23 protein-coding genes are annotated in these 25707 nt (G+C 64.8%); 16 read left to right on the forward strand and 7 right to left on the reverse strand.

Annotated features, from left to right (window positions below):
- The first annotated feature begins 41 nt into the window (after positions 1 to 41).
- The 4 genes from ABIA45_RS18350 to ABIA45_RS18365 all read left to right on the forward strand — a co-directional run bounded on the left by ABIA45_RS18350 (position 42) and on the right by ABIA45_RS18365 (position 6700).
- Positions 42 to 1115 carry a hypothetical protein gene (locus ABIA45_RS18350; RefSeq protein ID WP_404653085.1) on the forward strand — a complete coding sequence of 358 codons (1074 nt, stop codon included), beginning with the start codon at positions 42 to 44 and terminating at the stop codon, positions 1113 to 1115.
- 67 nt (positions 1116 to 1182) lie between these two features.
- Positions 1183 to 2163, forward strand: a complete 981-nt coding sequence (locus tag ABIA45_RS18355) for an NAD-dependent epimerase/dehydratase family protein (RefSeq protein WP_404653087.1) — start codon at positions 1183 to 1185, stop codon at positions 2161 to 2163.
- Between the two features lie 175 nt (positions 2164 to 2338).
- Positions 2339 to 3535 (forward strand): efflux RND transporter periplasmic adaptor subunit, encoded by a 1197-nt coding sequence (locus tag ABIA45_RS18360; protein ID WP_271541921.1) that lies wholly within the window; start codon positions 2339 to 2341, stop codon positions 3533 to 3535.
- A gap of 12 nt (positions 3536 to 3547) precedes the next feature.
- Positions 3548 to 6700: an efflux RND transporter permease subunit gene (locus ABIA45_RS18365; protein WP_404653090.1), complete on the forward strand. Its 3153-nt coding sequence runs from the start codon at positions 3548 to 3550 to the stop codon at positions 6698 to 6700.
- 275 nt (positions 6701 to 6975) lie between these two features.
- Here the strand turns inward: ABIA45_RS18365 and ABIA45_RS18370 are convergent, their stop codons facing one another.
- Positions 6976 to 8148 (reverse strand): MFS transporter, encoded by a 1173-nt coding sequence (locus ABIA45_RS18370; RefSeq protein WP_404653091.1) that lies wholly within the window; start codon positions 8146 to 8148, stop codon positions 6976 to 6978.
- 51 nt (positions 8149 to 8199) lie between these two features.
- On the opposite strand from ABIA45_RS18370, the gene ABIA45_RS18375 reads away from it, so the two are divergent.
- The gene (locus ABIA45_RS18375) at positions 8200 to 9075 is read left to right on the forward strand and encodes an AraC family transcriptional regulator (protein WP_404653092.1); all 876 of its coding nucleotides are present in this window, start codon (positions 8200 to 8202) and stop codon (positions 9073 to 9075) included.
- A 226-nt stretch (positions 9076 to 9301) separates the two neighbouring features.
- Entirely contained in the window at positions 9302 to 10654 is a 1353-nt protein-coding gene (locus ABIA45_RS18380) for a malonyl-CoA decarboxylase (RefSeq protein ID WP_271541929.1), read from the forward strand.
- A 228-nt stretch (positions 10655 to 10882) separates the two neighbouring features.
- On the opposite strand, the gene tarD is transcribed toward ABIA45_RS18380, so the two are convergent.
- The 5 genes from tarD to ABIA45_RS18405 all read right to left on the reverse strand — a co-directional run bounded on the left by tarD (position 10883) and on the right by ABIA45_RS18405 (position 14859).
- Positions 10883 to 12052 (reverse strand): D(-)-tartrate dehydratase, encoded by a 1170-nt coding sequence (gene tarD, locus ABIA45_RS18385; protein WP_404653093.1) that lies wholly within the window; start codon positions 12050 to 12052, stop codon positions 10883 to 10885.
- A gap of 176 nt (positions 12053 to 12228) precedes the next feature.
- Positions 12229 to 12471, reverse strand: coding sequence for a DUF3297 family protein (locus tag ABIA45_RS18390; RefSeq protein WP_036007363.1), 243 nt, complete (start codon positions 12469 to 12471; stop codon positions 12229 to 12231).
- Between the two features lie 11 nt (positions 12472 to 12482).
- Entirely contained in the window at positions 12483 to 12959 is a 477-nt protein-coding gene (locus ABIA45_RS18395; RefSeq protein ID WP_036007360.1) for a glutathione peroxidase, read from the reverse strand.
- Positions 12960 to 12961: 2 nt separating this feature from the next.
- Complete coding sequence (locus ABIA45_RS18400) at positions 12962 to 14362, reverse strand: amidase family protein (RefSeq protein ID WP_404653094.1); 1401 nt, start codon at positions 14360 to 14362, stop codon at positions 12962 to 12964.
- A gap of 239 nt (positions 14363 to 14601) precedes the next feature.
- On the reverse strand, positions 14602 to 14859 hold the full coding sequence (locus tag ABIA45_RS18405) for a DUF6894 family protein (protein ID WP_036007354.1): 258 nt from the start codon (positions 14857 to 14859) through the stop codon (positions 14602 to 14604).
- 262 nt (positions 14860 to 15121) lie between these two features.
- Here ABIA45_RS18405 and pqqA point away from each other — a divergent pair, with 262 nt between their 5' ends.
- From pqqA to ABIA45_RS18455, 10 genes are all read left to right on the forward strand, one after another.
- On the forward strand, positions 15122 to 15202 hold the full coding sequence (gene pqqA / locus ABIA45_RS18410) for a pyrroloquinoline quinone precursor peptide PqqA (protein ID WP_007595659.1): 81 nt from the start codon (positions 15122 to 15124) through the stop codon (positions 15200 to 15202).
- A 130-nt stretch (positions 15203 to 15332) separates the two neighbouring features.
- Positions 15333 to 16262 carry a pyrroloquinoline quinone biosynthesis protein PqqB gene (gene pqqB / locus ABIA45_RS18415; protein ID WP_404653096.1) on the forward strand — a complete coding sequence of 310 codons (930 nt, stop codon included), beginning with the start codon at positions 15333 to 15335 and terminating at the stop codon, positions 16260 to 16262.
- Positions 16263 to 16282: 20 nt separating this feature from the next.
- Positions 16283 to 17038, forward strand: a complete 756-nt coding sequence (gene pqqC, locus ABIA45_RS18420; RefSeq protein ID WP_404655697.1) for a pyrroloquinoline-quinone synthase PqqC — start codon at positions 16283 to 16285, stop codon at positions 17036 to 17038.
- Between the two features lie 11 nt (positions 17039 to 17049).
- Positions 17050 to 17361, forward strand: a complete 312-nt coding sequence (gene pqqD, locus ABIA45_RS18425; RefSeq protein ID WP_157281739.1) for a pyrroloquinoline quinone biosynthesis peptide chaperone PqqD — start codon at positions 17050 to 17052, stop codon at positions 17359 to 17361.
- Positions 17358 to 18539 carry a pyrroloquinoline quinone biosynthesis protein PqqE gene (pqqE, locus tag ABIA45_RS18430; RefSeq protein WP_404653097.1) on the forward strand — a complete coding sequence of 394 codons (1182 nt, stop codon included), beginning with the start codon at positions 17358 to 17360 and terminating at the stop codon, positions 18537 to 18539. Before pqqD ends, pqqE begins: the two co-directional genes overlap by 4 nt.
- Positions 18529 to 19515 (forward strand): prolyl aminopeptidase, encoded by a 987-nt coding sequence (gene pip / locus ABIA45_RS18435; protein ID WP_404653098.1) that lies wholly within the window; start codon positions 18529 to 18531, stop codon positions 19513 to 19515. Before pqqE ends, pip begins: the two co-directional genes overlap by 11 nt.
- Before the next feature lie 13 nt (positions 19516 to 19528).
- Positions 19529 to 20206 (forward strand): DUF4286 family protein, encoded by a 678-nt coding sequence (locus ABIA45_RS18440; protein WP_275497052.1) that lies wholly within the window; start codon positions 19529 to 19531, stop codon positions 20204 to 20206.
- Between the two features lie 240 nt (positions 20207 to 20446).
- Positions 20447 to 22246: an FAD-dependent oxidoreductase gene (locus tag ABIA45_RS18445; protein WP_036007315.1), complete on the forward strand. Its 1800-nt coding sequence runs from the start codon at positions 20447 to 20449 to the stop codon at positions 22244 to 22246.
- Positions 22216 to 24063: a 2-oxoacid:acceptor oxidoreductase subunit alpha gene (locus tag ABIA45_RS18450; RefSeq protein WP_225123993.1), complete on the forward strand. Its 1848-nt coding sequence runs from the start codon at positions 22216 to 22218 to the stop codon at positions 24061 to 24063. The genes ABIA45_RS18445 and ABIA45_RS18450 overlap by 31 nt, the downstream gene beginning before the upstream one ends.
- Before the next feature lie 130 nt (positions 24064 to 24193).
- On the forward strand, positions 24194 to 25249 hold the full coding sequence (locus ABIA45_RS18455) for a 2-oxoacid:ferredoxin oxidoreductase subunit beta (protein ID WP_404653101.1): 1056 nt from the start codon (positions 24194 to 24196) through the stop codon (positions 25247 to 25249).
- On the opposite strand, the gene ABIA45_RS18460 is transcribed toward ABIA45_RS18455, so the two are convergent.
- Entirely contained in the window at positions 25250 to 25696 is a 447-nt protein-coding gene (locus ABIA45_RS18460; RefSeq protein WP_271541953.1) for a DUF4399 domain-containing protein, read from the reverse strand.
- Positions 25697 to 25707 lie beyond the last annotated feature (11 nt).

Here is a 25707-nt window from a genome sequence, read left to right on the forward strand (position 1 = left end):
GTCTACGATCTCGCTGGCCATCGAATCGACGGGAACCAGCCATGGGATCGAGACGACTTGCTGCCGTAGCATTTGCGGCTGCTGCCTTCTTCGGCGCGGCACCCGCCGTTGCGCAGAAGGCGGCGCCGACGCCACAGCAATCGGAGGCGCTCGCGGCCTACGAGCGCGCGCTCGGCGGCTTCAAATCCATTCTCGCCGAGCGGCGGCGCCAGATCGAGGCGAAGGAGCCGCTGCCGAACCTGCCGGGACAGGCGCTCTATCTCGCGCGCGTCGCTGTGATCAGCAGCTACAAGGACCTCACCGACGTCATGCCGTCGCGGATCGGCCGGCCCAACAAGTTCGAGATTCCTCCGGCCTATTTCGATGCCGACATCGAGCCGCTGGTCGAGGAATACGGCAAGCTGTTCGACATCATGGAGGCGCCGCCGGCCGGCGCGCAGAGCTCGCCGACGCCGTTAGAGGACGTCGTCGATCTCGCGGTCGCAATTGCGCGCGCCAAGGGCCTCGCTCCCGAACACGCCGAAGCTGCCGGGCGGATCAGCCTCGGGCTGTTCTTTGCGGAGACCAACGGCAAGCAGAATGTCCGCAACGCACGCTCGAACACCTATATGGGCAGCTTCCAGACCGGCCCCTCCGAAGACCGCAACGGCCGCAAGACATGGGAGAAGATCAAGGGCGACGTCGCTGCGATCGATCCGGAGTTAAGTGCGCGAGACGACCGGGAGGAGGCGCGCGCCCGCGGCACCGATCAGCGCTTCAACCACTGGACCAACGTGCGCAACGGCCTGATGAACGCGCACGCCGATCTGTTTCGTGAGATCCCGAAAGTCGTGAAGACGCTGCCCGACCCGATCGACCAGATGAAGCTGTTCGAGCTGATCCAGATCGTTCCCACCCCGACGCGGTCCGCGCTGAGATCGGGCGATCTCCTGAACTACCGGGTGTCCAGCCCCAGGATCATGAGGTACCTGCGCAACAACAGCATTTTCGCGTTCGGACAGGCCGACCGGGCGCGAACCTCGGCAAGCTATCGCGAGATCTTCGCCGCGATGTGGCTGTTCAACCGGAAGTTCGAGAAGGCAATGGCGAAATACGCGGAGATCAGGGCACGCTGAGGAAGCGGGTTGCAACTGCCAGCGCAGGTTGTAGTCTCGCGGTGGCATCGATCACGCGGACCTTTCCATGCGCATTCTCGTTCTCGGCGGCAGCCAGTTTCTCGGCCGGGCGATCGCAAGCCATGCCTGCGCTGGCGGGCATGACGTGACCTGCGCCGCTCGCGGCCTCGCAGGGCCGATTGCCGCGGGCGCCCGCTTCGTGCGGATCGACCGCGACGTGGCCGACGGACTTGCGCCACTCGCGGGTGAGACATTCGACGCCGTGGTCGATGTCTCGCGTCATCCTGGCCAGGTCCGTCGCGCAGTCGCCGCGCTAAAGCGGCCGGGCGTGCATTGGACCTTCGTCTCGACGATCAGCGTTTATGCGGACAACCGCATCCCGGGGCAACGCGCCGACTCCGCGCCGCTGCGCGAGCCTGTTGCGGGAGAGATCGAGCACAGCACCGAGGCGATCTACGGCGCCGCCAAGGTGGCCTGCGAACAGGCGGTCGGCGATGACGCCTTCATCTGCCGCGCCGGACTGATCGCAGGGCCTGAGGACCCGACCGGACGGTTCGCCTACTGGCCGGCGCGGCTTGCGCGCGGCGGCGAGGTGCTGGCGCCGGGATCGCCGGAGGATGCGGTCCAGTTCATCGACGTGCGCGATCTCGCGCAATGGATCGTGCATGCGGCAGAGACCGATCTCACGGGCATCTATGACGGGATTGGGCCGATCCGCACGCGCGGCGGATTCCTGAGCGAATGCGCAGCCGCGCTGAACGCTTCCTGCACCTTCACCTGGATCGATCGCGACTTTCTGGAAGCGCATGACGTCAGGCGTTGGGCGGGCCCGCGGTCCTTGCCGATGTGGCTGCCATTGCCGGACTACGCCGGCTTCCTGACGCGCGATACCTCGCCCGCGCGCGCGGCCGGCTTGACCTCGCGACCGCCGGGAGACACCGCGCGCGATACGCTTCATTGGCTCCGCGCCGTCAACGGGCCAGTCGTCGGTCTCACTGCCGAAGACGAGAAGTATGTGCTTGCGGCGTGGCATGCGCGCCAGCCCTAGGTGCGGACGGGCCGATCGTTCGCCGGGTGAAAAAGCGCCTTGTCGTGACAAATCTGTCAAAAGCCACACAGCCGTTTGCTGTGCAAGGTCCGTGACCGCCATGGCTATGGTGTTCCACGACTGCCCATTTGTTGGTAGCCTGCCGCACCGACAGACAGCAATCGGGGACCACCGAATGACGCGCGCCAATCCCGCATCTCCCGCACGACGCAATGGAGCAGCGAGGAAACATATCGGTCGGGCACTCGCCGCAACCGCGGCATTGGCTGTGCTCGCCGGCTGCGAGGACAAGAACACGTTCGTGGCGCCGCCGCCGCCCAAGGTCGACGTCGCGACGCCGGTGCAGCGTCCGGTGACGCGCTACATCGAGGCGACCGGCAACACGGCACCGATCAAGAGCGTCGATCTCGTCGCGCGCGTGCAGGGCTTTCTGCAAACGATCGACTATCAGGACGGCACATTCGTGAAGCAGGGCACCCAGCTGTTCACGATCGAGCCTGAGACCTACAAGCTCAAGCTCGAGCAGGCCCAGGCGGCCGAAGTCGGCGCGCAGGCTTCGCTGCGGCAGGCGGAGGCCGACTACAAGCGACAGGCCGAGCTGGTGCAGCGCCAGGCCGTCTCGCAAGCCACGCTCGACACCTCGACCTCGAACCGCGACAACGCCCAGGCCAATCTGCAGCAGGCCCAGGCCAACACCAAGCTGGCCGAGGTCAATTACGGCTACACCAAGGTCACGGCACCGTTTGACGGCATCGTCAGCGCGCACATGGTCTCGATCGGCGAGCTCGTCGGCGTCTCCTCGCCGACCCAGCTCGCCACCATCGTCGCGATGGACCCGATCTATGTGAACTTCACCGTCAACGAGCAGGACGTGCTGCGCATCCGCGCCGAGGCGACCCGTCGCGGACTGACGCCCGCGGACATGAAGCACTTCCCGATTCAAGTGGGGCTGCAGACCGATACCGGCTACCCGCATGAGGGCAAGCTCGACTACGTCTCGCCGACCCTCAACCAGTCGACCGGCACGCTGGCCGTGCGCGGCCTCGTTCCCAACGACAAGCGGGTGCTGCTGCCTGGCTATTTCGTCCGGGTCCGCGTGCCCTTCGACCAGGAGAAGAGCGCCCTGCTCGTTCCCGACACCGCGCTCGGCAGCGACCAGGGCGGCCGCTATCTCCTCGTCGTCAACAACGACAACGTCGTCGAGCAGCGCAAGGTACAGATCGGTCCGGTCGATAACGGCCTGCGCGTGATCGAGAGCGGCCTGAAGCCAGAGGATCGGGTCGTGACCGCGGGGCTCTTGCGCGTCATCCCGGGCCAGAAGATCGACCCGCAGGTGACGAAGATCGAGCAGACGCAGGCCTCGAGCAAGTAGGGGCTGCCAGCCATGATCTCAAAGTTCTTCATCGAGCGGCCGGTCCTCTCGAACGTCATCGCGCTCCTGATGATCCTGATCGGCGGCGTTGCGCTGTTCAATCTCGCCATTGCGCAATACCCCGACGTGGTGCCGCCGACCGTGCAGGTCACCACGCGCTATCCCGGCGCCAGCGCCAAGACCGTGATCGACACCGTGGCGCTGCCGATCGAGCAGCAGGTCAACGGCGTTGAGGACATGCTGTACATGCAGTCCTACAGCGGCTCCGACGGCACCTACACACTGACCGTGACCTTCAAGATCGGCACCGACCTCAACTTCGCGCAGGTGCTGGTGCAGAACCGCGTCTCCAGCGCATTGTCGCAATTGCCGCAAGCCGTGCAGAACCAGGGCGTCACCGTACAGAAGCGGTCGACCTCGATCCTGTTGTTCGTGACGCTGACCTCGCCCGATTCGCGATACGACAGCCTCTACTTGAGCAACTACGCCACCATCAACATCCGCGACGAGCTCTCGCGCCTGCCCGGCGTCGGCAACGTCACCGTATTCGGCGCCGGCCAATACTCGATGCGGATCTGGCTCGATCCCAACAAGCTGCAGGTTCGCGGCCTGGTGCCGCAGGACGTGATCCAGGCAATCCAGCAGCAGAGCCAGCAGGTCGCCGCCGGCCAGGTCGGCGCACCGCCGACGCCGCCGGGACAGGCGTTCCAGTACACGCTCAACGTCAACGGACGGCTCGACGATGCCGGCCAGTTCGAGAACATCATCGTCAAGACCGGCACGAGCGGCGACGTCACGCGGGTGCGCGACGTCGGCTGGGTCGAGCTCGGCGCGCAGACCTACAGCCAGATCTTCTCGCTCAACAAGCAACCCGCGGTCGGCATCGGCGTATTCCAATCGCCGGGCGCCAACGCGCTCCAGGTCGAACAGGCCGTCGAGAAGAAGATGGCGGAGCTCGCCAAGCGCTTCCCCGAAGGCATCAAGTACGACACGCCGTTCGACACCACCAAGTTCGTCGAGGCCTCGGTGCACGAGGTCTACATGACCCTGATCGAGGCTGGCCTGCTGGTGCTGGTCGTGATCCTCATCTTCCTGCAGGACTGGCGCGCGATGCTGGTGCCGGCGACGACCGTGCCCGTCACCATCATCGGCGCCTTCGCGGCAATGGCGGCGCTCGGCTTCACCATCAACATGTCGACGCTGTTCGCGATCGTGCTTGCGATCGGCATCGTGGTCGACGACGCCATCGTCGTGGTCGAGGGCGCCGCCCACAACATCGAGCAGGGCATGAACGGTCATGACGCCGCGATCCGCGCGATGGACCAGCTGTTCGCGCCGATCGTCGGCATCACGCTGGTGCTGATCTCGGTATTCCTGCCGGCTTCGTTCCTGGCAGGACTGACCGGGCGCATCTATTCGCAATTCGCGCTGGTGATCGCCGCGACCGCCCTGCTCTCCGCCATCAACGCCGCGACCTTGAAGCCGACCCAATGCGCGCTGTGGCTGCGGCCGGCGGTGCCGCCGGAGCAACGCAATTTCTTCTATCGGGGCTTCAATGCGGTCTACAACCGCGTCGAGCGCGGCTACACGCGGCTGATCACGTTTCTCGTCAAGCACGCCACCATCTCGGTCGCATTCGCGCTGCTGATCATCGCAGCCAGCGGCTACGGCCTGTCGCGGGTGCCGACCGGCTTCCTGCCGATCGAGGACCAGGGCTATCTGATCGCCGCGGTGCAGCTGCCCGACGGCGCCGCGCTGGAGCGGACGCAGGCCGTGCTCGACAAAGCAAGCGGGCTGATCAAGGAGACGCCCGGCGTGGCGCAGGTCATCACCATCGCGGGCATCTCCGCGCTCGACAACAGCGCCAGCCTCGCCAATGCCGGTGTCGCCTACATCATCCTGAAGGATTGGGACGCCCGCAAAGGGCCCGGTGAGGATCTGCGCTCGCTGGTCTTTGGCCTGAACGACAAGCTCGCTGATATCATGGAGGCGCGCACCATCGTGTTGCCGCCGCCCCCGATCCAGGGCATCGGCAACGCCGCCGGCTTCTCGATGCAGGTCGAGCTGCGCGACGGCAACAGCGATTTCGCCAAGCTGCAGGCGATCACCGGCGCGATGGTGTCCAACGCACAGAGCCAGAGCGCGCTGCAGCGCGTGCAGTCCTCGTTCCGCTCCTCGGTGCCGCAGTTCAACGTCGAGATCGACCGCATCAAGACCCAGACCCTGCACGTCACCACCGATCAAGTGTTCTCTGCGCTGTCGACCTATCTCGGCTCGTCCTATGTCAACCAGTTCAACAAGTTCGGCCGCGTGTTCCAGGTCTACACCCAGGCCGATCCCGCCTTCCGCGTCACCGAGCGCGACATCGCCAACATGCAGGTGCGCAACTCGAACGGCGACATGATCCCGCTCGGCACCGTCGCCAAGATCACGCCGGCCACGGGGCCGTCGCTGATCAGCCTCTACAATCTCTATCCGTCGTCGACCGTGATCGGCCTACCGGCGCAGGGCTACTCCTCCGGCCAGTCGCTGAAGCTGATGGAGGAGATCGCGGACAAGACGCTGCCGCCGGGCACCGGCTATGAATGGACCGCGATGTCGTATCAGGAGAAGGCGGTCTCGAACCAGATCTACTGGGTGTTCGGGCTCGCCATGCTGCTGGTCTATCTCGTGCTCGCCGGCCAGTACGAGAGCTGGTACGCGCCGATCTCGGTGATCCTCGCCGTGCCGCTGTCGCTGCTCGGACCGATGCTGATCCTCTCCGCGCTCAAGATCGACAACAACCTCTATTGCCAGATCGGCTTGATCCTGCTCATCGCGCTCTCGGCCAAGAACGCCATCCTGATCGTCGAGGTCGGCCTCGAGCTGCACGGCCGCGACGGCAAGCCGATCATCGAATCCGCGATCGAGGCGGCGCGCGCCCGCTTCCGCCCGATCCTGATGACCTCGTTCGCCTTCATCCTCGGCGTCGTCCCGCTGGTGCTCGCCACCGGCGCCGGCGCCAGCGCGCGCAAGTCGATCGGCATCACGGTGTTCTCGGGCATGCTGGCCTCGACCTGCCTTGCGGTGCTGTTCGTGCCGGCCTTCTTTGTGGTGGTGCAGCGCTTCGAGAACTGGCGGGCGTCGAAGAAGAAGCCGCAGGCGGTGGCGGAGGTGAAGTCTTAGCTTCCTTTCGTCCGCTCAAAACAAAGAGTGCGAAAAACAACCCCATGCACAGTAGGGATGGAGTTGAAAAGGTTGGCGTAATTTCGGTCTTACCGAACCGGCTTGCTCCGTCGGGCAAAACAGGGGCATAATGGCATCATAGGCGGCATGGCGAGGGTGCCTCCTCATCCTCCGTCATTGCGAGCGAAGCGAAGCAATCCAGACCGCCTCCGCGGAGGCAGTCTGGATTGCTTCGTCGCAAGGGCTCCTCGCAATGACGGTGGAGAGAGTTCGGCTCACACCGCCTGCGGTGTCCTGATCTCGCGCGGCAGGATCAGCGCGGCGGCGATGGCGAGCAGGCAAAGGGCGGCGAAGGCGTGCAGCATGGTGACGAAGCCGCCCTGCTCGTAGAGCCAGGCAACGAGGCCGACCGAGGCGCCGGCCGCGGTGAAACCGACAAAATAGCGCACGGCATAGGCGCGCGAACGCCACTCTTCCGTCGTGTATTTGCCGACCATGGCGTCGTTCACCGTGACCTGCCCGAACGCGCCCATGACGATACCGATCGACACCAGGATCAGCGGAAGATTGTTCAGGCTCGCAGCGAGATACAGGAACGGCGCCAGCATGAAGGACAGCGGCAGCGCCACCGTCTTCAGCGAATAGCGGTCGAGCAGCCGTCCGATCGTGTACTGCGTCATCGCGCCGAACACGTAGACGCCGGCGGCGATGACACCTAACAGCGCCGGGCTTTTGGTCAGGTCCGCGAGCCGTTCGGCGAACAGCTTTGGCAGCGCCACGGTGACGGCGTTGAAGGTCGTGGAGATCGCGATCACCACGATCAGGAGCGCCAGGATCACGCGCCACATGTCCTGCCTGGCCACCCGCGCCTGCGCCGCGGCCTGCTTGCTGCCCTTGCGGTCCTCGTGCACGATGGTCAGCGCGAAGGTGATGCCGATCAGGACGGTGACCGCGCCGGGAACGATGAACGCAAAGCGCCAGCCGAGATATTGGCCGATCACGCCTGTGACCAGCGCCGACGAGGCCACGCCGAGATTGCCCCAGACGCCGTTGATGCCCATCTCGCGGCCGAGCCGGTCGGCGTAAGACACGATCATGGCGGTGCCGACGGGGTGATAGATCGAGGCGAAGATGCCGATCGCGAGCAGCGCGGCGCCGAGCTGCACGGGGGTCTGCACGAAGCCGACCGCGATCATCGAAAGGCCGATGCCGACGAAGAAGATCAGCATCATGTGGCGGCGGCTCCACCGATCGCCCAGCCAGCCGGTGAGCAGCGAGCCGGCGCCGAAGGCGACGAAGCCCGGCGTCGCGTAGGGCAAGAGTTCCGAATAGGCCATGCCGAGCGCCGGACCCATGATGATGACGGCGGCTGCGAAGATCAGCATCGAATAATGGTCGATGAAATGACCTGCGTTGACGAAACCGATGACCCGGCTGGGGCTGTTCATTCCGAATCCTCTCCTGCTCCGAAATGAGTTATATGTCCTCCCGATGACGAGATGCTGCCAATGACTGTCGTGGAAAGGCCAATCTTGGAAACGCCAATGCTGCGGGAGGTCCGGAGCAACCACCGCTCGCCCGCGGGCGTGCACCTGGTCGCCCGCGACTATCCCAAGGGGATGCGGATCGATCTGCACATGCACCGCGAGTCGCAGCTGATCTATGCGGCAAAGGGCACGATGCAGGTGACGACGCCCGCCGGACGCTGGCTGGTGCCGCCGGACCGCGCGGTCTGGGTGCCGGCCGGGCTCGAGCATGCCATTGACCTGCTCGCCGACATCGAGATGCGCACGCTGTATTTCGACCTGTCCTGGCTGAAGCGCGAGCAGCGCTATGACGGTCTGACGAGGGAATTCGTGGTGCGGGTGTCGCCGTTGCTCAATCAGGCGATCCTCGCGCTGTTCGACGGGCGCAACACCGAGGAACGCACCGAGCTCCTGGTGCGCCTGGTGATGCTTGAATTGCACCGGGCCGAGGATTCCGCGACTTTCGTGCCGCTGCCGCGCGAGGCGCGCTGCCGCCGCGCCGCGATGATCGTGCTCGACGATCCCACCGGCCTGCACGACATCGACACGCTAGCGCGCGAGGTGGGAACCTCCGGGCGTACGCTGTCGCGGCTGTTTTCGAGCGAGACGCAGCTGAGCTTCAAGAGCTGGTGCCAGCGCGCGAGGATTGCGGCGGCGATCGAGCGGTTATCGACGGATGCGAATGTCTCGGTGAAGCAGCTCGCGACCCAGCTCGGCTATGCCAGCGTGCCGGCGTTCTCGGCCGCGTTCCGCCAGGTGACGGGTCGGACGCCGACGGAGTTTGCAACACACGCGGTGTCGTCGCCCGGCTTGACCGGGCGACCCAGTACGCCGAGACGGCTCGGCTAGAATCGAGAAGCTGCGGGGTACTGGATGCCCCGGTCAAGCCGGGGCATGACAGCGCGTTTTGGAATGAGCACTGCCCGGCATATCATCGACCCGTTCCGGCATGCCCTCATTCTCCAAACGCACGGCCCGACGAAAGATGCCGCATTCGCCTGCTTGATTGTGATCGGCTTGCACCCAAATCCCGTGTAAGCTTGCCGCATCGCACAGACCTGATACGAAAGCCCCGATGGCCAACGCCTTCTTCTCCGACCTGCTTGCCACCATCTCCGAGCGCGGCCGCACGTTGCTTCGCCGGGGAGACGCCGCCGATACCAAGCATGATGCCGACGGACTGCTCGAGCTCTGCGATGCGCTGCTGTCGGGCCGGGGCGAAGCCTCGGGCACCGCGATGGCGCGCGAGGTGCTCGACATCTACGGGGAGCTGGACGCGGCCGGACGCCGCGCCTTCTTCGAGGGCTTGGTGCGCGATTTCGGTCCCGACCGGGAGCGCCTGTCCAAGGCGATCGAGACATGGCGGGCCGCGCCCAGCGACGAGGACGCAAGCTCGCTGCACTTCGCCTCAGAGCCGCGCCGGCAGGAGCTGATCCGGCGGCTCAACCGCGCACCCGGCGGTACCGGCGATCTCGTCAACATGCGCGCCGATCTGCTCGGTATGATGAACGGGCGCACCGATCTCGCCGCGCTCGACCGCGACGTCTCGCATCTTCTCTCTTCGTGGTTCAACAGGGGGTTTCTCGTGCTGCGCAGGATCGACTGGTCGACCCCGGCCAACATCCTCGAAAAGATCATCCGTTATGAGGCCGTGCACGAGATCTCGGACTGGGACGATCTGCGCCGCCGCATCGATCCGGTCGACCGGCGCTGCTACGCCTTCTTCCATCCTGCGATGGTGGACGAGCCCTTGATCTTCGTCGAGGTGGCGCTGACCGAGACGATCCCCGGCGCGATCCAGCCCCTGCTCGCGGTCGACCGCCAGCACCTGCCGATCGAGCGCGCGCGCACCGCCGTGTTCTATTCGATCTCCAACACCCAGCGCGGCCTGGGCGGCATCTCCTTCGGCAGCTTCCTGATCAAGCAGGTGGTGGAAGAGCTGCGCCGCGAGCTGCCGAAGCTCGACACCTTCGTCACGCTGTCGCCGGTGCCGGGCTTCATGGCCTGGGTGAAGCAGGACAAGGATCTGCCGCTGTCGGACGAGGACCGCGAGGTGCTGAGGCGCCTCGACGATCCCAGATGGTTCGAGAGCCCGGAGACGGCGGCGCTGCTCCGCGCCGTGCTGGAGCCGCTCGCGGCGCACTATTTTCTCAAGGCGCGCACGCCAAAGGGCAAGCTGATCGATTCCGTCGCCCGCTTCCATCTCGGCAACGGCGCCCGGCTGGAGCGCATCAACTGGCTCGGCGACCTCTCGCCCAAGGGAATGCGCGAGTCCGCCGGCGTCATGGTCAACTACCTCTACCGCCTCGACGACATCGAGAAGAACCACGAGGCCTACGCCAATGACGGCGAGGTCGTGGCGTCGAGCGCGGTGAAGAAGCTGCTGAAGGGCGAGGGGCGAAGGCTGCTGGATATGCGGTTGTCGTAACGACACACTCGGTCGTCGTCCCGGACAAGCGCAGCTCCCGACAACGCGTAGCGTTGTCTCGAGCGAAGCGCAGATCCGGGACCCATAACCACAGGAGCTCGTGGTTACGGGGACTCGGAGTTATTAGCTTCGCGAAACGACTCCTCCCTGGGGTTATGGGTCCCCGCCTTCGCGGGGACGACACCGTTGTTAGCGCGGCCGTCTCGCCTCGAACTCCGAAGCGCGCGCCTACTCGGCCAGCGCCTTCATTTCCTTGTAGAGATCCGACTTGCCTTCGAAGCCGATGCCTGCAAGCTCGGGCATGGTGATGTGGCCGTTCTCGACGCGCACGCCGTCGGGGAAGCCGCCATAGGGCTGGAACAGGTCGGGATAGCTTTCGTTTCCGCCCAAGCCGAGGCCGGCGGCGATGTTGAGCGACATCTGGTGGCCGCCATGCGGGATGCAGCGGCTCGGCGACCAGCCGTGGGTCTTCAGCACCTCCAGCGTGCGCTGGTATTCGCACAGGCCATAGGACAGCGCGCAATCGAACTGCAGCCAGTCGCGATCGGGGCGCATGCCGCCGTAGCGGATCAGATTGCGGGCGTCATGATGGCTGAACAGGTTCTCGCCGGTCGCCATCGGGCCGGGATAGAACTCCGCGAGCGCAGCCTGCAGCGCGTAGTCGAGCGGATCGCCGGCTTCCTCGTACCAGAACAACGGATAGTCCCGCAGCATCTTGGCGTAGGCGATGGCGGTCTCCAGGTTGAAGCGGCCGTTGGCGTCGACGGCGAGCTGGGCGTCCTTGCCGATCTCCTTCAGCACCGCCTCGATGCGCCTGCGGTCCTCGTCGATATCAGCGCCGCCGATCTTCATCTTGACGACGTTGTAGCCGCGGTCGAGATAGCCGCGCATCTCAGCCCGCAGCATCGAGAGATCCTTGCCGGGATAATAGTAGCCGCCGGCGGCATAGACGAACACGCGCGGATTGGCTTTGACGCCGTGACGCTCGGCGAGCAAGCGGAACAGCGGCTTGCCGGCGATCTTCGCCACCGCGTCCCACACCGCCATGTCGATGGTACCGACCGCGACCGAGCGCTCGCCGTGGCCGCCCGGCTTCTCGTTGGTCATCATCGCGGCCCAGACCTTGTCGGGGTCGAGATTGTCGCCGGCTGCGTTGAGCAGCGACTTCGGATCAGCTTCCGTGATGCGCGCGGCAAAGCGCTCGCGGATCAGACCGCCCTGCCCGTAGCGGCCGTTGGAGTTGAAGCCGTAGCCGACGACCCGCTTGCCGTCACGCACCACATCGGTGACGACGGCGACGAGGCTGGTCGTCATCTTCGTGAAGTCGATATAGGCGTTGCGGATCGGCGAAGAGATCGGTTTTGTAATTTCGCGGACGTCGACGATGCGGACGGACATGGGCGATTTTCCTGGCTGGATCTCTCCGCTCGTCATGGCCGGGCTTGACCCGGCCATCCACGTCTTTGCCACGGAGCAAGTCTGAAGACGTGGATGCCCGGGTCAAGCCCGGGCATGACGACAGAGTGTGGGCGAAATACGAGACTATGTCTTATCCCGGAATGACGGCTTCGCCGTCACTTCTTATCCCGGAAATACGGCTCCACCGGACCGTGCACCTTGATGGTCAGCGGGTTGCCGTGGCGGTCCTTGGCGTTCCCTGCGGTGACGCGGACCCAGCCTTCGCTGATGCAGTACTCCTCGACATTGGTCTTCTCGATGCCCTTGAAGCGGATGCCGACGTCGCGCGACAGGATCTCCGCGTTGTAATAGGGGCTGTTCGGGTCGACCGACAGGCGGTCCGGAAATTCGTCGCTCATGATTGTCTCGCTCACAACAGTGTTTCGATTTGATTGCGCAATCCTTCGGGCCGCGCGGTCGGCGCATAGCGCGCGACCACGCGGCCCTCACGGTTCACCAGGAATTTGGTGAAATTCCATTTGATGGCGGCGCCGAGAAGCCCGGATTGCTGGCGTTTCAGGTACTCGTACAGAGGATGTGCCTTCGGCCCGTTGACGTCGATCTTCTCGAACAGGGGAAAGGTGACGTCGTAATGGGTCGAGCAGAATTCCTGGATCTCGCTCGCCTGCCCCGGCTCCTGCGCGCCGAACTGGTTGCAGGGAAAGCCGAGCACCGAGAAGCCGCGCGGCGAGAGGTCGCGATGGAGATCCTCGAGGCCGCGATATTGCGGCGTGAAGCCGCATTTGCTCGCTGTGTTGACGATCAACAGCACCTGCCCCTCGAAACGCCGCAGGGCGACCTCCTCGCCGGCCAGCGAGTTGGCCTTGAAGTCGTAGATGGCGGTCATCGCTAGCCCACGGGATCGATCGGCGACGGTGGCACGCCGCCGGCCTCGATCGCCTCGCCCGCGAGCAGGCACAGATCCTCGCGATAGCGGCCGGAGACGATGTGCACGCCGACCGGCGCCTTGCCGACGAGACCGGTGGAGACGACGAGGCCCGGCAGTCCCATGAAGGGAATCGCGATCTGCGGCAGCTGCGCTTCCCAGACCCGCTTGAAGGAGTCCTCGTCCTTGCGGTCGAGATGGTCGGGGAACGGCAATTCGCCGGAGACCGGCGTCAGCAGCACGGCGTATTTTTCGAAGAACAGCATCCAGTCGCGCGTCAGCGTGGCGCGTCGGGTCAGCGCCCTGGCGTAATTGGCCTGATCCATCGGCGTGACCCTGGCGCGGTTGCCGCGCAGGCAGGCCAGTGCGCCGGGATCGCCCTCGCGCTCGGCCATCTCCAGCTGCGCCTCATAGCCGTCGCCGAGCCAGAGCTTGATCTGCCACTCGACCGCCTCGCGCATCGGCGGCGTGTCCTCGATCACATCGACGGTCCAGCCCGCGCGCTCCAACCGCTTGCCGGCATCGCTCACCGCGGCCTTCACCTCCGGCGCGGTGGCAAGGCCGCCCGGATTGAGGCAGAGCGCGGCGCGCTTGTCCCGCGCCGGGCCCTGCCGCGGCACCGGCACGAACCAGGGATCGCGGATGTCGCGGGCCGACATGGCTTCGAGCGAGATGCGCAAATCGTTGACCGTGCGCGCCAGCGGGCCCGACACCGCCATGATCTGCGGTCCGATCGGGCGCTCCGGCAGCGCCGGGTTGAAGGCGGGAATGCGGCCAAGCGTTGGGCGCAGACCGTGCACGCCGCAGGCATAGGCGGGATAACGGATCGAGCCGGCGATATCGGTGCCGTGCGCGATGTGGCCGATGCCGGCCGCGACCGCCGAGCCGGCGCCGCCGGAGGAGCCGCCGGGCGTCAGCGAGGCATCCCGGGGGTTCTTGGTGTCGCCGTGGATGAGATTGGTGGTGAACCAGCGATAGGAGAAGGCCGGGCAATTGGTGCGGCCGAGCAGGATGGCGCCAGATTTCCGGAAATTGGCGACCACCGGATTGTCCTCGCGCGCGATCAGGTCGCGCTGCAGCTTGAGGCCGTTGGTGGTGGCAAAGCCTTCCTGGTCGACATTGGCCTTGATGGTGACGGGCACGCCGGCAAGGACGCCGGGGTCCTCGCCCCGCCCAATTGCGGCATCGACGGCATCGGCCTGCTTGAGCACGTCCTCCGGCCGGTGGTCGATCACCGCGTTGAGCTGGGGATTGACGGCATCGAGCCGCGCGAGACCCGCCTTGGCGGCCTCCCTGGCGGACACTTTTTTAGACCTGACGAGGGCGGCGAGGTCGGCGGCCGACAGGCGCCAGAGATCTTGCATGGCTTGCTCCGTATGACCGGCGTCTTTTAGCGCCGGGAACGCGGCAAAGCCATGCGGATTTCGCGGGGGTGGAGGGCGGGTTTGGCCCGGGTGCTGCCTCATTCTCCGTCATTGCGAGGAGCCCTTGCGACGAAGCAATCCAGGCTGCCTCCGGGGCGGGATTCTGGATTGCTTCGCTACGCTCGCAATGACGTGGAGGGAGTGGTGGGCCTCTCTTGCCACCTCGCGGACTGGTCCGGCTAATGCCTCGTGGCGGACTGGTCCGGCATGTCGAGCAGCGCCTCGGTGAAGGGAAACTCCAGCACGATCTCGCCGTCGGCGTCGGTGACCTCGATGACGGCCTCCAGCAGCGCCGGCTGGGTTCCTTCCGACTTCACGACCTCGAGGATCATCTGGCGCGCGACCTCCCAGGCGCGATCGGGGTTGCGCAGGTCCTCGCCGTCAGGATCCACAATCAGTTCGTCGCCGATGCGGGTGTTGAAGAAATATCTGGGCATGCCTGATCCAATGGGGTCGTCTGTCGCCGATGAGAAGCCGATCCATACTCACAACTGGTTTATCCCGACAGGGATCACGACCTATCGGCAATTTTGCGTATCTGATCCGCTCATCTTTGCGGCCGCAATACGCCATCTTTGCAGTGCAACAATTCCCGCAGCCTACTACCTAGGTCGGGAAAATTTCACTGGCGAACTTTGCCGTCCGCACTAACTTGTCCAATGGGCGGATACGTCCGAATTCGCGAAAATGGAGAGCCAAATGGCCTGGAAAGCCCCGAAGATCGTCGAAGTGCCCTGCGGCATGGAAATCAATATGTATGTGAGCGCCACCCGCAAGTAAGCGGCTGGTGGAAACGCGTTCTGCGCAGGTGGTTCTTTCGGTCACGATACGTTTCCGACAGTCAGAAACCTTGTCCGAAACTGTCTCGGCCTGAGATCCACCTCGCCAATTCGCCTCCAGGAGACGGATCATGCTTCGCGTCGTCGTCCTGGGCGCCGGGGCCGGCGGCGGAGTTCCGCAGTGGAATTGCGGCTGCGAAGGCTGCCGCGCGGCTCGTGCGAAGGGACATGAGCTCTTTCGAACCCAGGCTTCTGTGGCCTTCAGCGGCGACGGCGAGCACTGGTTCCTGATCAACGCCTCCCCCGATCTTCGCCAGCAATTGAATGCCACGCCGCAGCTGCACCCCAAGGCGGGCGCGCTGCGCCACACGCCGATTGCGGGCGTGATCTTGACCAACAGCGAAGTCGATGCCGTAGCCGGCCTCTTATCGATGCGCGAGGGCTCGCCCTTCACGGTCTATGCGCACGAGAAGGTGCTGGCGATCCTCAGCTCCAACAGCATCTTCAACGTGCTGAACGAGAAGAACGTGCGGCGCCAGCCGATTGCGATCCGGGAGCCGTTCGAGCCGCGGCTGCCCGACGGCACGCGCTCGGGGCTCGAGGTGCTGCCCTTCGCCGTGCCGGGGAAGTCGGCCTGGTATCTCGAAGGCAAAGCGCATCCGGGCGGCGAGAGCGGCGACGGCGACACGCTGGGCCTGAAGATCACCGACAAGGCCACCGGCAAGTTCTTCTACTTCATCGCGGCCTGCGCCGAAGTGACCGACGCGCTCAAGGCCGAGATCGACGGCGCTTCACTGGTGTTCTTCGACGGCACGGTCTGGCGCGACGACGAGATGATCAGGGCCGGCCTCGGCCACAAGACCGGCAAGAGCATGGGCCATGTCGCCATGTCCGGCGAGGACGGCGCCATCGCGCGGCTGGCCGACCTCAATATCGACAGGAAGCTGTTTCTGCATATCAATAACTCGAATCCGGCGCTGCTCCCCGGCTCGCCCGAGCGCAAAGCCGCTGAGCAGGCGGGCTGGCAGATACCCGCGGACGGAACGGAGATCGTGCTGTGAACGCCGCATCACTGACTGGAATGACCGCGCTCTCGATCGGCAAGGACTTGAAGCTCAACTCGGCTGAGCAGCTCGAGGCGGCGCTGCGCCACATCGGCGCCACGCGCTATCACAGCCTGCATCCGTTCCATAAGCTGCTGCATGGCGGCAAGCTGAACAAGGGCCAGGTGCAGGCCTGGGCGCTCAACCGCTACTATTACCAGAGCACGATTCCGATCAAGGACGCGGTGGTGATCTCCCGCTTCCGCGACCGCGCCACCCGCCTGGAATGGCGCCATCGCATCGAGGACCATGACGGCGATGTCGGCAGCGAGGGCGGCATCGAGCGCTGGATCAAGCTGACCGAAGGGCTCGGGCTCGACACCGCTTACGTCGAATCCACCGAAGGCATCTTGCCGGCGACGCGCTTCGCGGTGGAAGCCTATGTGCACTTCTGCCGCGAAAAAAGCCCGCTGGAGGCGATCGCCTCCTCGCTCACCGAGCTGTTCGCGCCGAACCTGCATGAAGAACGCATCTCGGGCATGCTGGAGCACTACGACTTCGTCAACCCCGATATCATGAGCTACTTCAAGCGCCGCCTGACCCAGGCGCCGCGCGACGCCAATTTCGCGCTCGATTATGTCAAGAGGCACGCCACGACGCCGGAGCAGCGCGCGCAGGTCTGCAACGCGCTGATCTTCAAGACCAACGTGCTGTGGGTGCAGCTGGACGCGCTCCAGCATGCCTATGTCGAGGGCCACATTCCGCCGGGCGCGTTCGTGCCCAAAGCGAGCTGAGGATTAAAGCAATGGCCGGGCCGCGGAACATCAGCGTCAGCGAGGCGAGTCGCCCCGTGCTGCCGCGGCATGCCAAGCTGAAATATGACGAGACGCGCAAGGTCTGGGTGATCCTGGCGCCGGAGCGGGTGCTAGCGCCGGACGAGATTGCGGTCGAGGTCTTGCAACTCTGCAACGGCGAGCGCAATGTCGGCGAGGTCGCCGATCAGCTCGCCACAAAGTACGCAGCGCCGCGCGAGGCGATCCTGACCGACGTCATCGCCATGTTGCAGGATCTCGCCGACAAGGGCTTTCTCACCGAGATCAGGGAGAAGACGTCATGAGCGACGTGACCATCCCGCCCAGCGACAGCCTCGCGGTGCTGGAAAAGCAGCGCTCGACAGCGGAGACGTTCGGCATCCCGCTCGCCGTGCTGCTCGAGATCACTCACCGCTGCCCGCTGCAATGTCCCTATTGCTCCAACCCGGTCGAGCTCGACCGCTCCGGCAAGGAGCTGACGACCGAGGAATGGAAGAAGGTGCTGAGCGAGCTCGCCGAGATCGGCGTGCTCCAGGTGCACTTCTCCGGCGGCGAGCCGACGGCGCGGAAAGATCTGGTCGAGCTGGTCAAGCATGCCAGCGACGCCGGGCTCTATACCAACCTGATCACCTCGGCCGTGCTGCTGACGCGCGAGAAGCTCAGCGATCTCGCCGACGCCGGGCTCTGCCATGTGCAGATCTCTTTCCAGGGCATCGAGGAAGGCCTCGCCGATCGCGTTGCCGGCTACAAGGGCGGTCATCGCAAGAAGCTCGAGGTCGCGAAATGGACGCGCGAGCTCGACCTGCCGCTCACCGTGAACGCGGTGATGCACCGGCAGAACCTGCACCAGCTCCCTGACATCATCCAGATGGCGCTCGATCTCGATGCCGACCGGCTCGAGGTCGCCAATGTGCAATATTACGGCTGGGCGCTGAAGAACCGGGCCGCGCTGATGCCGACCGTGGCGCAGTTAGAGGAATGCACTGAAATCGTCGAGGAGGCACGGGAGCGGCTGAAGGGCCGGCTGACGATCGACTATGTCGTGCCGGATTATTACGCGCTGCGGCCGAAGAAGTGCATGGGCGGCTGGGGCCGGCAGTTCTTCAACATCTCGCCCGCCGGCAAGGTGCTGCCCTGCCACGCCGCCGAGAGCATCACGGGGCTCGAATTCGAATCCGTGCGCTCCAACCATTCGATCGCCTGGATCTGGCAGAACTCGGACGCCTTCAACCGCTATCGCGGCACCGGCTGGATGAAGGAGCCGTGCAAGACTTGCGAGTTCCGCGAGATCGATTTCGGCGGCTGCCGCTGCCAGGCCTTCGCGCTGACCGGCGATGCCGCCAACACCGATCCGGCCTGCGCGCTGTCGCCGCTGCACGAGACCATCTTCAAGCAGGCGGAAGCCGAGGCCGAGGGCGAGACCAGCCGCTTCCTCTATCGCAACTTTGCCGGCGGCACCCTGGAATCCGAGAATGGGACCTGACGCCGACGCGGCCGCTTCCACCAAACGTGCCGATCCCTTTGCGCCGCTGACCTCCGACATGCTCGATGTCGGCGACGGCCATGAGCTCTATGTCGAGAGCGTCGGCCGCGCCGACGGCATCCCCGCGGTCTACCTGCATGGCGGGCCCGGCAGCGGCTGCCAGCCCGACCATCGCCGGCTGTTCGATCCCGACCGCTTCTGCGCCGTGCTGTTCGACCAGCGCGGCTGCGGCCGCAGCCGGCCCAAGGGATCGCGCGAGCACAACACCACACAGCATCTGATCGCGGACATGGAAACGATCCGCGAAAAGTTCGGCTTCGAACGCTGGATGGTGGTCGGCGGCTCCTGGGGCGCGACGCTGGCGCTGGCTTATGCCGAGGTGCATCCCGAGCGCGTCTCGGGCATTGCGCTGCGCGCGACGTTTCTCGGCACGCGAGCCGAGGTCGAGACGGCCTTCACCTCGCGCCTGTCGCAATTCCATCCGGCGCTGTACGAGGATTTCCTCAGCGTGCTGCCGCCCGAAGAGCGGGCGCAGCCGGTGGAGGCCTTTTGGCGCCGCATCCTCGATGCCGACCCTGCCGTGCATGGCCCGGCGGCGAAGGCCTGGCACGACACCGAGCGCACCTTGTCCGAGCACAAGCCGGCCAGGACGCGGCTCGATCTCGCCGCGCTGAACGTCTGGCGCACATTGCCGGCGACGCCGTTCATGGAAGCGCATTATTTCATCAACGACAGCTTCATGAACGAGGACCAGCTGCTGCGGAACGCGGGCCGGCTCGAAGGCATTCCCGGCATAATCGTGCAGGGGCGCTATGATCTGTTGTGTCCTCCCGCGACAGCGCAGGCCCTTGCGAAAGTATGGCCCGGTTCCGAGCTTCGCATCGTGGAAGAAGCCGGGCATTCGCTCTATGATGGCGGCGTGAGGGACGCGGTCATGAAGTCGATCGCGGACCTTGCGTCGAAGATCGGGCGATGAGAGGACAAGAAGAATGCCGCTCGCCGGAAAGGGCATGCTGCTGACGTCGATGAACATCGACGCTTCGGACGAGGCCGATTTCAACCGCTGGTACGATCGCGAGCATCTGGAAGAGCGCGTCGCAATCGACGGATTTCTCGAAGCGCGGCGCTATGTCGCGCATGCCGCCAACCCCAAATATCTCTCGCTGTACTCGACCGAAACGCTCGGCGTGCTCGACAGCCCCGCCTACCGGGCGCGGCTCGCCGACCAGACCGAATGGTCGCGGCGATCCATGGCGCGCTTCCGGGACATGCTGCGCGTGGTCGCGCGCATCACGATCAGCAAGGGTACTGGCCGCGGCACGTCGCTCGGCCTGGTGCGGCTGCGGCCGACGCCCGACAACGCCGGTGCGTGGCGTGATGCGCTGCAAGAAAAGCTGGCGCCGCAAGACCGCGACGGCATCATCTCGATGCACCTGCTCGAAAGCGAGCCGGAATTGTCGGGCGCAACGGCGGGAATTCCGGCGGTGCGCAACGAGGGCGCGCGAGACTGGTTCGTGCTGATCGACGGCACGCATGTCAATGCGGTCTCCGCCGTCATCGCCGAGCGCTTCACCGGCCCGGCTGCGGCGCCCTTCCCGCTCCCCATCTCCGTCGGCACCTACTGCCTGATGTGGGACCTCGCCAAGAGCGATATCGCGCGCGGCTGAACGGCACCCGCATCGCAGCATATTGCACCGCACGCGTCTCGTGCGCCGCGCGTTAATGCCGTGCACGCGTAGCTCCCATGAAAGCGGTGACGCGCGCAAATTTGCCGTTGTACTTCGGAACGGTTCTAATAAGCTAACCCAATGACGTCATTCAGAAACCAGATCGAAGCGCGTTAAGCGCTCGCCAAGCTCTAACAAAAAAGGCCGCGGGGTCTTCGGGCTCGCGCGGACAGGGTAGGAATGAAACCGACCGACATCGCGGCCCCCGACTACTTTCACAAAGTGGTCGATTGCCAATGGGCCTGTCCTGCGCACACCCCGGTTCCCGAATACATCCGACTGATCGCCCAAGGCCGCTACAGCGATGCCTACATGATCAATTGGAAGTCGAACGTGTTTCCCGGCATTCTGGGACGCACCTGCGATCGTCCCTGCGAGCCGGCGTGCCGGCGCGGACGCGTGGAGGAAAATCCTGTCGCGATCTGCCGCCTCAAGCGTGTTGCGGCGGATTTCAAGGACGACATCAGGCAGCGGCTGCCGAAGCCCGGGCCGAAGAACGGCAAGCGCGTCGCGCTGGTCGGCGGCGGTCCCGCTTCGCTGACGGTGGCACGCGATCTCGCGCCGCTCGGCTATCACTGCACCGTGTTCGATGCCGACCCGGAAGCCGGCGGCATGATGCGCACCCAGATCCCGAAATTCCGCCTGCCCAATTCCGTGATCGACGAGGAGACCGGCTACATCCTGGGTCTCGGCGTCGAGTTCAAAGGCGGCCACCGCATCGACAGCATGAAGGCGCTGCTTGCCGAGAAATACGACGCCATCTTCGTCGGCTCCGGCGCGCCGCGCGGCCGCGAGCTCGAGCTTCCCGGCCGGAAAGAGGCCGCCGCCAACATCCATATCGGCATCGAATGGCTGGCCAACGTGTCATTCGGCCATGTCGACAAGATAGGCAAGCGCGTCATCGTGCTCGGCGGCGGCAACACCGCGATGGATTGCTGCCGCACCGCACGCCGGCTCGGCGGCGAGAAAGTCACCGTGGTCGTGCGTTCCGGCTTCGACGAGATGAAGGCCTCGCCGTGGGAGAAGGAGGACGCGATCCACGAGGATATCCCGATCCTCAACTACATGGTCCCGGTGGCCTTCAAGCATGTCGCCGGCAAGCTGATCGGCGTCACCTTCCAGCACGTCAAAGCCGAATACGACGCCAAAGGCCGCCGCAACCTCGTGCCTTCGGGCGATCCCGATCAGACCATTCCCTGCGACGACGTGCTGGTCGCGGTCGGTCAGGAGAACGCCTTCCCCTGGATCGAGCAGGATTGCGGCATCGAGTTCGACAAATGGCACATGCCGAAGGTCGATCCGAAGACCTTCGCCTCGACCAATCCGAAAGTGTTCTTCGGCGGCGATGCCGCGTTCGGCCCGAAGAACATCATCTGGGCGGTCGCGCACGGCCATGACGCCGCGCTGTCGATCCACAAGATGCTCTCGGGCGAAGCGGTCGACGAGCGCCCGCTGCCGGAGGTGCAAATCTCCTCGCAGAAGATGGGCATCCACGAATGGAGCTATGACAACGACATCTCGCCCGACAAGCGCTACAAGGTGCCGCATCGCGACAAGGTCGTTGCGCTGAAGGACATCCGCGCCGAGGTCGAGCTCGGCTATGACGTCAAGCTGGCGCTCGGCGAAGCCCATCGCTGCCTGAACTGCGACGTGCAGACCGTGTTCTCGACCTCGCTCTGCATCGAGTGCGACGCCTGCGCCGACATCTGTCCGATGGATTGCATCACCTTCACCGCTAACGGCGAGGAAAGCGATCTGCGCCAGCGCCTGAAGGCGCCCTCCGCGCATCCGGACCAGGACCTCTACGTCTCCTCGGACCTGAAGACCGGGCGGGTGATGGTGAAGGACGAGGATGTCTGCCTGCATTGCGGGCTGTGCGCCGAGCGCTGTCCCACCGGCGCCTGGGACATGCAGAAATATTTCATCGAGATGACCCACGCAGGTTCGACATGTCCGACAAAAAGCCGATCAGCAGCGTAAACGACTTCGTCGTCCGCTTCGCCAACGTCAACGGCTCGGGCTCGGCCAGCGCCAACGAGATGTTCGCGCGCGCGATCCTGCGCCACGGCGTGCCTGTCAGCCCACGCAACATCTTCCCCTCCAACATCCAGGGCCTGCCGACCTGGTACGAGGTGCGCGTGACGGAAGCCGGCCATCTCGGCGCACGCGGCGGCGTCGACATGATGGTGGCGATGAATCCGCAGACGTGGGACAAGGACGTCGCCGGCATCGAGCCCGGCGGCTACCTGTTCTACGATTCCACCAAGCCGATGCCGTCGACCAAATTCCGCGACGACATCACCGTGATCGGCGTGCCGCTGACCGCGATCACCAACTCGACCTACACCGATCCGCGCCAGCGCCAGCTGTTCAAGAACATCATCTATCTCGGTGCGCTCTCGGCGCTACTCGACATGGATCCGAAGCTGATCGAGCAGCTGATCGGCGAGCAGTACAAGGGCAAGGAGAAGCTGCTGTCCTCCAACGTCCATGCGCTGCATCTCGGCCGCGATTGGGCCTTGCAGAACCTGAAATGCCCGATCGGGCTGCGCGTGAAGAAGTCCGACAAGGTCGGCGACCGTATCTTCATCGAAGGCAACAGCGCCGCCGCGCTCGGCGCCGTCTATGGCGGGGCCACCGTGTGCGCGTGGTATCCGATCACGCCGTCCTCGTCAGTCGCCGAAGCCTTCACCGCCCATTGCAAGAAGTACCGGCACGATCCTGAGACCGGCAAGGCGAAATACGCGATCGTGCAAGGCGAGGACGAGCTGGCTTCGATCGGCATCGTGATCGGCGCGTCCTGGAACGGCGCCCGCGCCTTCACGGCGACCTCCGGCCCCGGCATCTCGCTGATGACAGAGTTCATCGGCCTCTCCTACTTTGCCGAGATCCCGGCCGTGATCATGAACATCCAGCGCGCCGGCCCCTCCACGGGCATGCCGACCCGCACCCAGCAATGTGACATCATCGCCTGCGCCTATGCCTCGCACGGCGACACCAAGCATGTGCTGCTGTTCCCGGAAGACCCCGCCGAGGCCTTCGAGTTCGCGGCGGCCGCGTTCGATCTCGCCGAGCGGCTGCAAACCACGATCTTCCTGATGCTCGACCTCGACATCGGCATGAACCACAGGCTCTGCCGCCCGCTGAAGTGGGACGATGCAAGGCAATATGACCGCGGCAAGGTGATGACGGCGGAGATGCTGGAGGAGGGCCGCGACTTCGGCCGCTATCTCGACGTCGACGGCGACGGCATTCCCTACCGCACCTATCCCGGCACGCATCCGACCAAGGGCTCCTATTTCACCCGCGGCACGTCGCGCGACCGCTATGCGCGCTATTCCGAGGAAGGCACCGTCTACGCCGACAACATGCAGCGCCTGGTGCGCAAGTTCGAGACCGCTCAGGACCTGGTGCCGCGGCCGCTGCAGGCCAATGCGGAACGGCCGACCAAATATGGAGTGATCTATTTCGGCTCGACCTCGCCGGCGATGGACGAGGCGATCGGTCTGCTGGAGGCGCGCGGGCATCAGCTCGACCGCCTGCGCATCCGCGCGTTCCCGTTCCACTCGAGCGTGGCGAGCTTCCTCGCCGAGCACGACTTCGTCTACGTCGTCGAGCAGAACCGCGACAGCCAGCTGCGGCAGCTCATCGTGAACGAGAACGGCATCGATCCCGTCCGTCTGGTGCCGATCGTGCATTACGACGGTACGCCGATCACTGCCCGCTTCATCGCCAAGGCCATTGGCGACCACCAGGACCACCTCAAGGTGACCCCGCTCCGCAAGGCCGTGTCATGATTAGCGCATCACTCTCTCTTTCGTCATGCCCGGGCTTGACCCGGGCATCCACGCCTTTCTTTTTCTCGGCCAAGACGTGGATGGCCGGGTCAAGCCCGGCCATGACGGCCCTGGGATCGCAGGTGCTTTCATGACCTACATTGCAAAACCGAAATTCCATCATCCGGGCCTGAAGAAGAACGCGCTCGGCTACACGCATCGGGACTACGAGGGCAAGATCTCGACGCTATGCGCCGGCTGCGGCCATGATTCGATCACGGCCTCGATCATCGAAGCCTGCTACGAGCTCTCGATCGAGCCGCACCGGGTGGCGAAGATCTCCGGCATCGGCTGCTCGTCGAAGACGCCGGACTATTTCCTCGGCAATTCGCACGGCTTCAATTCCGTGCACGGCCGCATGCCGAGCGTGCTCACCGGCGCCAACCTCGCCAACCGCGATCTGATCTATCTCGGCGTCTCCGGCGACGGCGATTCCGCCTCGATCGGCTTCGGCCAGTTCGCGCATTCGATCCGGCGCGGCGTCAACATGACCTATATCGTCGAGAACAACGGCGTTTACGGCCTGACCAAGGGTCAGTTCTCGGCGACCGCCGACCGCGGCTCGAAGAGCAAGAAGGGCGTCACCAACACCGACAACGCCATCGACCTCGTCGCCATCGCGCTGCAGCTCGGGGCCACCTTCGTGGCGCGCTCGTTCTCCGGCGACAAGAGCCAGCTGGTGCCGCTGATCGCCGCCGCGATCGGCCACAAGGGCGCGTCCTTCATCGACGTGATCAGCCCCTGCATCGCCTTCAACAACCACGCCGGCTCGACCAAGAGTTTCGACTATGTCCGCGAGCACAACGACGCGGTGAACCGGCTCGACGTGCTGGTCGGCCGCGACCCGATTGCGGTGGACTACGCGCCCGGCACGGTGCAGGTGGTCGAGCAGCACGACGGCAGCAAGGTCGCGCTGCGCAAGATCGATGCGGATTACGATCCGCATGACCGCCTGGGCGCCCAGACCTTCCTCGCAAGGCACGCCGCCAAGGGCCAGATCGTCACCGGTCTTCTGTACGTCGACCCCGACGCGGAGGACCTGCACGAGCATCTCAACACGGTCGAGACGCCGCTCAACGCGCTGGAGGCGGACACGCTCTGCCCGGGCTCGGCGGTGCTGGACAAGATCAACGCCAGCCTGCGGTGATCATCTTCGCGCTGATGCCGCCGGCCTGACGCGTATCGTGATCTTCTCCGACACGACGGGTGGTTCGAACGGATAGTGCTTGGCGTCGCCAAGCACGAGTTGCAGCGTGTGCGTGCCCGGCGGAAGCTCGAGAAACGTTTCGGTTTGTCCCGCTCCGAAATGCAGATGGGACTTGTCCTGCGGAATCGGCTCCTTGGCATTGATGGGGTCTTTCACATCGATCAACAGATGATGGTGGCCGGCATTGTGGTAGTCGTCGCCGGCATGCGTCACGCCCATGTTGCGCAGGCCGAAACGGACCCAAAACCCACCACGGATCTTCTGGCCGTCATACGGCGAGATGAAATAAAGCTTGGCGTCCTTTGGCGCAGCTTTGCCTTGCGGATAGGCCGCGCCGGGGAACAATGCGATGGCGGCCGCCAGCGCGATACAGGAAACGATCTTCATCAAATTGACTC

The organism is Bradyrhizobium sp. USDA 336 (assembly GCF_044908355.1).
Classification (GTDB): Bacteria; Pseudomonadota; Alphaproteobacteria; order Rhizobiales; family Xanthobacteraceae; genus Bradyrhizobium; species Bradyrhizobium yuanmingense.